Below are 6,181 nucleotides of genomic sequence, written 5' to 3'. Positions count from 1 at the left end.
CCGACAGATCCGGTTCAAGACCCGAAGTCAGTCAGGCGGAGGGTCAGGAACGACCCGCTGCGGGGCTCGACTACATCATCCTCACTGTCAGGCGGTGCGGCGGCGCAGGGTGGCGACGCCGAGGACGACGGCACCCACGATGAACAGCGCGATGGCGCCGACGGCCCCCTGCACGTCCGTCCACTCGCCGCCCGCGGCGAGGGTCTGCATGGCCTCGACGGCGTAGGTGAGGGGGAAGACGCGCGAGAGCCACTCGAGCACCTCGGGCATCTGGTCGCGCGGCATGAGCAGCCCGCAGGTGATGAGCTGCGGGAAGATCACCGCGGCCATCATCTGCACCGCCTGGAACTCCGTGCGCGCGAGAGCCGAGGCGGCGAGGCCGAGGCAGCAGCCGAGGACGGCGTCGAGCATCCCCACGACCAGCACCAGCCACAGCGGGCCGAGCACGTCCATCCCGACGGCGAGCGCGAAGCCCACGACCACCAGCGACTGCAGCAGCGCGAGGGCGGCGAACGCGAGCGCGTAGCCCGCCACGAAGTCGCCCTTGCGCAGCGGCGTCGTCATGAGTCGCTCGAGGGTGCCGGACTGCCGCTCGCGCAGGGTCGCGACGCTGGTCACCAGGAACATGACGATCAGGGGGAACAGCCCGACGAGCATCGGCCCGAACTGGTCGAGCACCGGCGTGCCGTCGAACATCCACGCGATGAGGCCGAGCAGCAGGCACGGCAGCACGAGGATGAGCGCGACGGTGCGGCGGTCGAAGCGCAGCTGGGCCAGCACCCGGCCCGCGGTCGTGGCGGTGAGCGTCATCGGGAGCCTTCCTCGGACGTCGAGCCGGTCGTCGCGGCCTTCTGGTCGATGAGGGCGAGGAAGGCCCGCTCGGCGTCCGGCGCGCCGGTCGTGGCGAGCAGCTCGGCCGGCGTGGTGTCGGCGACGAGGGCGCCGTCGCGCAGCAGCAGGAGCCGGTCGCACTGGGTGGCCTCGTCCATGACGTGGCTGGAGACCAGCGGGGCGCGGCCCTCCCCCGCGAGGCGGCGGAACATCGCCCACAGGTCGCGGCGCAGCACGGGGTCGAGGCCGACGGTGGGCTCGTCGAGCACGAGGAGCTCGGGGTCGGCGACCAGCGCGGCCGCCAGGGAGACCCGGGAGAGCTCGCCGCCGGACAGCGTCCCCACGCGCTGCTTCTCGTGCCCGCCCAGGTCGACGGCGGCGACGGCGCGTCGCACGGCGGCCTCCGCCCCGGCGCGCGGGAGGCCGGCCAGCCGGGCGAAGTAGCGCAGGTTCTGCACCACGGTGAGGTCGGTGTACACCGACGCCGCCTGGGTCACGTAGCCCACGCGGCGCCGCAGGCCGGGCGAGCCGGCCGCCTCGCCGAGCACGGTCACCTCACCGGTGACGCGCGCCTGGACGCCGACGACGGCGCGCAGCAGCGTCGTCTTGCCCGAGCCGGACGGGCCGAGCAGGCCCACCACCTGGCCGGCGGGCACCGCCACGTCCAGGCCGTCGATGATCGCCCGGCCACCGCGCTCCACGCGCAGCCCCCGGACCCGCACCGCGGCGCCGTTATTCCCCATGTGGGGAATTGTGCTCCTCGCCCGCGCCCGGCGCAATGCCCGCGGGCAGGTCCCCCGTGAGGTAGCGCTGCACGGTCGGGCCGACGAGCGCCGCGAGGCCGGCCGGCGGGAGGGACGCCAGTGGTTCGAGGGGCACGAGGAACCGCGTCATGAGCACCCCCGCCATCTGCGAGGCGACGAGCGACGCCCGCAGCCGCGCGTCGGCGACGCCGAGGCGCGCGACGATCGGCCCCAGGAGCTCCGCGCCGAGAAACTGCGGCAGGAGTGCGCGCAACCCGGGATCGGACATCACCGCCGGGATCACCACCCGCACCGTCTCGCCGTAGTCCGTGTCCCAGACGTCGACGACGGCGCGCACGAGCCGCTCCCCCAGGCTCTCGACCGGACCCTCCGCCGCGGCGCGCACGATCGCCGCCGGGTCGATCTCCGCGAGGCCGAGGGAGGCGGCGAAGAGCTGCGTCTTGTCCCCGAACCAGTGCCGCACCGTGCCGGGGTCGACGCCGGCACGTCGTGCGACGGACCGGACCGACGCCGCCTCGTACCCTCGCTCGCGGAACTCCTCCCGAGCGCCGGCCAGCACGACGTCGCGGGTGTCCTGCCCCGCGGGCCGCCGCCCTCGGCGCGAGCCCGCCTCGTCGTCCGCCCGACCGCCGGCCACGACCGCCCCGCCCGTCAGCCCGGCTCAGGCGTGCTCGGCCGCGAGCTCGCGGGACCGGTCGCGCGCCGCCTCGAGCGCGTCGAGGAACGCGGCGCGCACGCCGCCGTCGTCCAGCTTCCGCAGGGCGGCGACGGTGGTGCCGCCGGGCGAGGAGACCTTCTCGCGCAGCAGCACGGGGTGCTCGCCCGTCTCGTCGAGCAGCTTCGCCGAGCCGAGCACGGTCTCGACGGCGAGCCGGCGCGCGACGTCCCGCGTGAGGCCGAGCAGCACGCCCGCCTCCGCCATCGCGTCGACCACGTAGAACACGTACGCCGGGCCCGAGCCGGCCAGCGCGCCGAACGCGTCGATGTCCTTCTCCGTCACGCGGAAGACGTGGCCCGAGCCGGCGAGCACCTGCTCCACCAGCGCGACGTCGTCCTCGCGGGCCGCCGTGCCGCCGACGACGGCGGTGACGCCCGCGCCCACCAGCGCGGGGGTGTTCGGCATGGCCCGCACGACGGGCGTGCCCGCGGGCAGGCGCTGCTCGAAGAACGACAGCGGCAGGCCCGCCGCGACGCTCACCACGACGGCGCCGGGCTCGAGCGCGTCGGCGACACGGTCGAGCATCGCGCCCACGTCCTTGGGCTTCACCCCGATGACGACGACGTGCGCGCCCTCGACCGCGGCGACGTTGTCCGTCGTCGCGCGGACCCCGAACCGCTCGGTGAGGTGCGCACCCCGCTCGGCCCGCCGGGAGGTGGCCACCACGTCCTGCGGCGCGACCCCCGCGGACAGCGCGCCGGCCAGCACCGCCTCGCCCATGTTCCCCGTCCCGAGGAACGCCATCCTCACGCCGCCCACCTGGGTGTTCTCGGGGGTGCCGGCCTGCTCGTCAGTCTGCTCGCTCACGGGCACCACGGTACGTGCCCGCGGACGGCGACGGACTACAACGGATAGGCGGAGTAGAAGTCCTCGACGACGTCCGCCGGGCCGATGGCCTGCAGCACCGCGCTGCCGTTGCGCCAGGTCACGACGGCGGTGCCCTCGGTGGAGCCCGGCGTCACCACGTAGGCGCCGGTCGCCTTGCCGTCGACGGAGACCTCGCCCTCGCCGGTCGGCTCGCCCGCCGCCGTGACCAGGGCCTCGTACGCGCCGGTCGCGGCGTCGTCGTCCTCCCACTGCCCGGCGTGCACCTGGACCGTCGTCGCGCCCTCGCCGTCGCCGTCCGCGTAGACGAGCTGCCAGGACTCGACGGCGTCCGCGTCGTCCTCCCAGGACGGGTCCTCCGTGACCTCGCGCAGCGCCAGCGCCAGGACCGAGTCCGGCTGCGCCTTGACGAACGCCGTCTGGTCCTTGGGGCGCCCGCTGGGCGAGATCGTCGGCGTCGGCACCGGCGCGGTCACCGTGGCCTGCGGCTCCGGCTCGCTCTTCGCGAACCCGGGCCACACGAACGCCGTCAGCAGCACGATCACCAGCACCAGCGCGCCCGCGGCCGACGCCACCACGATGCGCCGGCGCCGGAACACCTCCGGCGACGGGCGGCCGTTCCCGCCCGTGCGTGCCTGGCTCACGATGTCCTCCTGCGGGGTCGGCGGCGATGCACGACGCAGCCTAGGGCGTGTCGGTCGGTGCGGGCGGGACCCTCGCACGCGATTGCCGTTCTGTTCGGCAACCCATTGATCTGTTCGGTACGGCCACCGGCCGAACAGATCAACGGGGTGCCGAAGTGAAGTTCGTCCGCCGGCCCTGCTCAGCGCAGCAGGAGCTGCACGTCGGGGTGGTCGGCGAAGACCTCCAGGACGAGCTCGGCGTAGGTCTTGCCGCGCCCGGCCTCGAGGTCGTCGAGCCGACGGCGGAACAGCGCGGCGTCGAAGTGCGGGTCCGCGAGCTTCGCCCGGTAGTGCTCGCGCGTGGCAGCGAAGCCCAAGGCGTCGCGGGAACGGGCGAAGCCGTGCCAGACGACGGTCACCCGGTCCGCGCCGTGCGCTGCGCCGAAGCCGCCGTGCAGCAGGTCGTCCAGCGCGTCGAGGCTCGGGCCGAGCCGCCAGTCCTCGCCCGCCATGAACACGCGGTTCAGCTCGTCGTAGAACGTGGCGATCGAGTCGACCCGGGCGCCGTCGAGATGCAGCGTGACGTGCCCGGCGTCGCCGGCCGACCCGACGTCGTCGAACTCGGTGACCTCCGTGCGCCAGTACTCCGCACCGTCACGGGTGCGGTGCACGACACCGAGGTCCACCAGGGCCCGCCGCACGCCGACGGGGTCGTCGGCGAGCGCCGCCAACCGGTCCGTGAGCTCCCGCTCCCCCACCGTGTCGAGCAGCGCCGGTAGTGCGACGTGCGCCAGCCAGCGCGCCACCGTCCGCCGGTGCTCCCGGCGCCGGGGCATCGTCACCAGGCGGCCGTCGTGCAGGAAGCGGTTCACGTCCGCGGGCGCGGAAGGCATGCCGCCATCATCGCGCGGCGCGCCACCGACCACCGAGAGGCCGCTGTCGGTGCCGCCCCCTAGCGTCTGACGACGTGAGCACCACGACCTCGTCCCGCACCCGCGCCAAGCAGTCGCGCCCCGGCTACCGCTGCACCGAGTGCGGGTGGACCACCCCCAAGTGGGTGGGCCGGTGCGGCGAGTGCCAGGAGTGGGGCACGGTCACGGACGAGGGGCCGGCGTCGGCCGGGCCGCGCACGGTCGCGACGAGCCCCGGCCGCGCGCCGGCACGGCCGATCTCGGAGATCGACGTCGCCGCCGCGCAGGCGGCGCCCACCCAGGTGCCGGAGCTGGACCGCGTGCTCGGCGGCGGACTCGTGCCGGGCGCCGTCGTGCTGCTCGCGGGCGAGCCCGGCGTCGGCAAGTCGACCCTGCTGCTCGACGTCGCGGCCACCTACGCACGCGGCGCCGACGGTCGCGACGCCCGGACCGTCCTGTACGTGACGGGCGAGGAGTCCGCGGGGCAGGTACGCCTGCGCGCCGAACGGGTCGGCGCGCTCGCGCCCACGCTGCTGCTCGCCGCCGAGACCGACCTCGGCACCGTGCTGGGTCACATCGAGGCCAACGAGCCCGACCTGCTCGTCGTCGACTCCGTGCAGACCATCGCGTCCGCCGAGGTGGACGGCGCCCCCGGCGGTGTGAGCCAGGTGCGCGAGGTCGCGGCGTCGCTCATCGCCGTCGCCAAGTCGCGCCAGGTGCCCGTGCTGCTGGTCGGGCACGTCACCAAGGACGGCACCGTCGCCGGGCCCCGCACGCTGGAGCACCTGGTCGACGTCGTGTGCCAGTTCGAGGGCGACCGGCACTCGCGGCTGCGCATGGTCCGCGCCGTGAAGAACCGGTACGGCCCCACCGACGAGGTGGGCTGCTTCGAGCTCTCCGAGCGGGGCATCATCGGCCTCAGCGACCCCAGCGGGCTGTTCCTCTCCCACCTCGGCGCCGGCGTGCCGGGCACGTGCGTCACCGTGACGCTCGAGGGCCGCCGCCCGCTCGCCCTGGAGCTGCAGTCGCTCGTCGCCCCGTCGCCGCTCGCCAACCCGAGGCGCACGACGAGCGGCGTCGAGTCGTCGCGGCTGGCGATGATCCTCGCCGTCCTGCACCGGCACGCGGGCCTGCGCCTGGCCGACCAGGACGTCTACGTCTCCACCATCGGCGGCGCCCGCGTCACCGAGCCCGCCGCCGACCTCGCCACGGCCCTCGCGATCGTCTCCGCCCGCACCGGCGAGCCGCTGCCCACCGGCACCGTCGCGGTCGGCGAGGTCGGCCTCGCGGGCGACATCCGGCCGGTCACCGGCCTCGACCGCCGGGTCGGCGAGGCCGCGCGCCTCGGCTTCGTGCGGGCCGTCGTGCCCGCCGGTGCGTCGGTCAAGGCACCGCCGGGGATGCAGATCCTGGAGGCCCGCCACCTCGCCGAGGCGGTCGAGCTCGCCGGGGTCGGCGTCCGATCGGCGGATCGCCGGGGCGAGTGACCCCTGACGTCGTAGGATTCCC

At 75.1% G+C, this 6,181-nt stretch carries 7 protein-coding genes; 1 reads left to right on the top strand and 6 read right to left on the bottom strand.

Features of this window, described 5'->3' with window-relative positions; genetic code table 11:
* Positions 1 to 87 precede the first annotated feature (87 nt).
* The 6 genes from ABZ493_RS19860 to ABZ493_RS19835 all read right to left on the bottom strand — a co-directional run bounded on the left by ABZ493_RS19860 (position 88) and on the right by ABZ493_RS19835 (position 4,654).
* A complete protein-coding gene (locus ABZ493_RS19860) occupies positions 88 to 810 on the bottom strand; it encodes an ABC transporter permease (protein WP_430583856.1) in 723 nt (240 codons plus the stop codon).
* Positions 807 to 1,574 carry an ABC transporter ATP-binding protein gene (locus ABZ493_RS19855; RefSeq protein WP_430583855.1) on the bottom strand — a complete coding sequence of 256 codons (768 nt, stop codon included), beginning with the start codon at positions 1,572 to 1,574 and terminating at the stop codon, positions 807 to 809. The genes ABZ493_RS19860 and ABZ493_RS19855 overlap by 4 nt, the downstream gene beginning before the upstream one ends.
* Complete coding sequence (locus ABZ493_RS19850; RefSeq protein ID WP_430583854.1) at positions 1,564 to 2,232, bottom strand: TetR family transcriptional regulator; 669 nt, start codon at positions 2,230 to 2,232, stop codon at positions 1,564 to 1,566. Before ABZ493_RS19850 ends, ABZ493_RS19855 begins: the two co-directional genes overlap by 11 nt.
* 24 nt (positions 2,233 to 2,256) lie before the next feature.
* A complete protein-coding gene (gene proC, locus ABZ493_RS19845; protein ID WP_430583853.1) occupies positions 2,257 to 3,120 on the bottom strand; it encodes a pyrroline-5-carboxylate reductase in 864 nt (287 codons plus the stop codon).
* Positions 3,121 to 3,155: 35 nt separating this feature from the next.
* A complete protein-coding gene (locus tag ABZ493_RS19840) occupies positions 3,156 to 3,782 on the bottom strand; it encodes a hypothetical protein (RefSeq protein ID WP_430583852.1) in 627 nt (208 codons plus the stop codon).
* Positions 3,783 to 3,961: 179 nt separating this feature from the next.
* Positions 3,962 to 4,654: a DUF2087 domain-containing protein gene (locus ABZ493_RS19835; protein ID WP_430583851.1), complete on the bottom strand. Its 693-nt coding sequence runs from the start codon at positions 4,652 to 4,654 to the stop codon at positions 3,962 to 3,964.
* A 74-nt stretch (positions 4,655 to 4,728) separates the two neighbouring features.
* On the opposite strand from ABZ493_RS19835, the gene radA reads away from it, so the two are divergent.
* A complete protein-coding gene (gene radA / locus ABZ493_RS19830; protein WP_430583850.1) occupies positions 4,729 to 6,159 on the top strand; it encodes a DNA repair protein RadA in 1,431 nt (476 codons plus the stop codon).
* Positions 6,160 to 6,181 lie beyond the last annotated feature (22 nt).

This window comes from Isoptericola sp. NPDC019482 (genome assembly GCF_040632295.1).
Taxonomy (GTDB): Bacteria; Actinomycetota; Actinomycetes; order Actinomycetales; family Cellulomonadaceae; genus Isoptericola.
This window is presented reverse-complemented; position numbering and strand designations above follow the sequence as displayed.

What these genes read in the sequence shown, in the direction of transcription:
- ABZ493_RS19835 (WP_430583851.1), bottom strand. Translation starts at nt 4,654, where the DNA reads ATGCCTTCCGCGCCCGCGGACGTGAACCGCTTCCTGCACGACGGCCGC.
- ABZ493_RS19860 (WP_430583856.1), bottom strand. Translation starts at nt 810, where the DNA reads ATGACGCTCACCGCCACGACCGCGGGCCGGGTGCTGGCCCAGCTGCGC.
- ABZ493_RS19855 (WP_430583855.1), bottom strand. Translation starts at nt 1,574, where the DNA reads ATGGGGAATAACGGCGCCGCGGTGCGGGTCCGGGGGCTGCGCGTGGAG.